Origin of the sequence: Rhodococcus sp. (in: high G+C Gram-positive bacteria) (assembly GCF_049299235.1) — a bacterium.
Classification (GTDB): domain Bacteria; phylum Actinomycetota; class Actinomycetes; order Mycobacteriales; family Mycobacteriaceae; genus Rhodococcus.
Genome location: NZ_JBAQXC010000344.1, coordinates 1 through 1,882, shown reverse-complemented (window position 1 = coordinate 1,882; position 1,882 = coordinate 1). Strand labels below are relative to the sequence as shown.

Here is a 1,882-nt window from a genome sequence, read left to right as displayed (position 1 = left end):
TCTATAACACTGTTCGACGGAACTCTGCGGTCGGGATGCTCAGTCCCGACAGCTACGAGCGTTCACTTCGGGTGGAAGCCGCCTGAAGGATGTAACCCCCTTGTCCACCGTTCGGGGGGAACCTCAGACAGCTACGAGCGTTCACTTCGGGTGGAAGCCGCCTGAAGGATGTAACCCCCTTGTCCACCGTTCGGGGGGAACCTCAACTGGCAGGCGTGGGTCTCAAAATGTCCCTGCGCAAGCAGAATGACCGCCTTACCATTCCCGGGAGAAACACCGACGGAGACTGGATCGTCAAGTTCCCGGATCCCAGCTACCCCCAGCTTTCGGCCAACGAGTTCGCGACGATGGAACTTGCGCGTCGCGTAGGGATCGAGGTCCCAGAGCTTTCGCTCGTTCACCGCGACGAACTCCCCCCCTTACGGGACTCTGTCTGGGCGAACGGAGAAACGTATGCCTTCGCCATCGCACGTTTCGATCGGGGACCTGGAGGACAGCGAATCCACATCGAGGACTTCGCCCAGGTACGCGGCTTCTACGACGACCAAAAGTACGACGGCAAATTCGAGACCCTAGCTGCCCACGTCTACCGCCAGCATGACCTTCCGGCACTACGCGAATTCGTGCGGCGTCTGACCTTCAATCTCCTTGTCTGCAACGGCGACGCACACCTGAAGAACTGGTCACTGATCTACCGTGACGGACGCATCGCAACACTCAGCCCCGCTTATGATCTGGTATCCACAGGGCCGTACGCCGACGAACATGGCACCGACGCCTTCGCGCTTCGCCTCGCTGGCGAGAAGTCCCCAGGACGGATCAAGCGCAGTGCTTTCGACCGATTACAGAGAAAACTGGGCGTCGGCCAAGCGGATGTACTCGACATCGTCGATGACACCGTGGAGCGCTTCGTCACCGCGTGGAAAGACGGCGGTCGCGAAACCTATCCGCCCTTCATTATCGACTGGCTCGACGCTCACCTACCTGGAGCACTTGAACGACTTACACCATGAGTTACCGGCCGGGATTCGTCGAGCTCGGGTGCCGGCCGCTTCGCCGCGACACAGGACTTCGCACTGCGATTGCCGCGCGCTGGGTGGGTGCTCAGTCGCGGAGCATCTGGAGTTGCCACCTGATCCGATGCCATCGCTCGATGATGTCCGGGTCGTCGGGGTCATGGCCGGCGGCCTCCCACGCTGCTTGGTCCTCGGTGTCCATATCTGGTTGGACGCGCTGGGCGGGTCCCTGGTTCCCTCGGGTCTGCGCGATCGGGTTGTGCATGAGCGCATCGACCAGGAGTCAACGCAGTTGGTCGCGTCGCACCGACGACTGCGACCGCCACCGAAAACGGTTGTGACATGCAGTGATGACACGTCCCTGCCTGCTTGGAAAGACTCACCGCGGTGCTGTGCGAATCCGGCTCAGTGCAGCGTTCCGATCCAGTAGTGGGGCGTTCCGATCCAGTAGTGGGGCGTGCCGACCAGTTGCGCGGGCACACCGATCGGCGTCGCATCCTCGTCGAAGTAGGCGCGGTAGGCGAACAGGCCGCGCTCCGAGCGCTCGGTGTCCGGATCGATGCTGCCGAGCAGATAGATCCGCTGGTCGTCGTCGTCGAACTCCGCGAACACCGCCCGCACCCACGCCTCCGGCTCCGCCAGATCCACATGCCGGCGAGCACCGGAGGCGGTGTCACAGCTTACGACGGTCACCGTCACGACAGTCCCGGCGGCGGCCGGATCCCACCGCCCCGGCCCGTCCTCGAACCGAGAGGCAGTGATCGTGACCGTGAGGGTGACGTTCTCGCTCGCGCGCGCTTCGTCCACCCCGGGGGTCGTGACGGCGTCGACGGCGCCGGCGGTGAACGCGGGAAACCGGTGCGCTT

3 protein-coding genes are annotated in these 1,882 nt (G+C 63.3%); 1 reads left to right on the top strand and 2 read right to left on the bottom strand.

Annotated elements, in window-relative coordinates; translation table 11 throughout:
• Positions 1-215 precede the first annotated feature (215 nt).
• Positions 216-1,013 (top strand): type II toxin-antitoxin system HipA family toxin, encoded by a 798-nt coding sequence (locus tag WAX14_RS21395; RefSeq protein WP_422630052.1) that lies wholly within the window; start codon positions 216-218, stop codon positions 1,011-1,013.
• Between the two features lie 91 nt (positions 1,014-1,104).
• Here the strand turns inward: WAX14_RS21395 and WAX14_RS21390 are convergent, their stop codons facing one another.
• Together WAX14_RS21390 and WAX14_RS21385 are read right to left on the bottom strand one after the other, a co-directional pair.
• Entirely contained in the window at positions 1,105-1,281 is a 177-nt protein-coding gene (locus WAX14_RS21390; RefSeq protein ID WP_422630051.1) for a hypothetical protein, read from the bottom strand.
• 140 nt (positions 1,282-1,421) lie between these two features.
• On the bottom strand, positions 1,422-1,882 hold a 461-nt coding region (locus WAX14_RS21385), incomplete at its 5' end, for a hypothetical protein (protein ID WP_422630050.1).

Excerpts from the sequence above, each read along its gene's own strand:
- WAX14_RS21390 (WP_422630051.1), bottom strand. The coding sequence starts at position 1,281 with ATGCACAACCCGATCGCGCAGACCCGAGGGAACCAGGGACCCGCCCAG.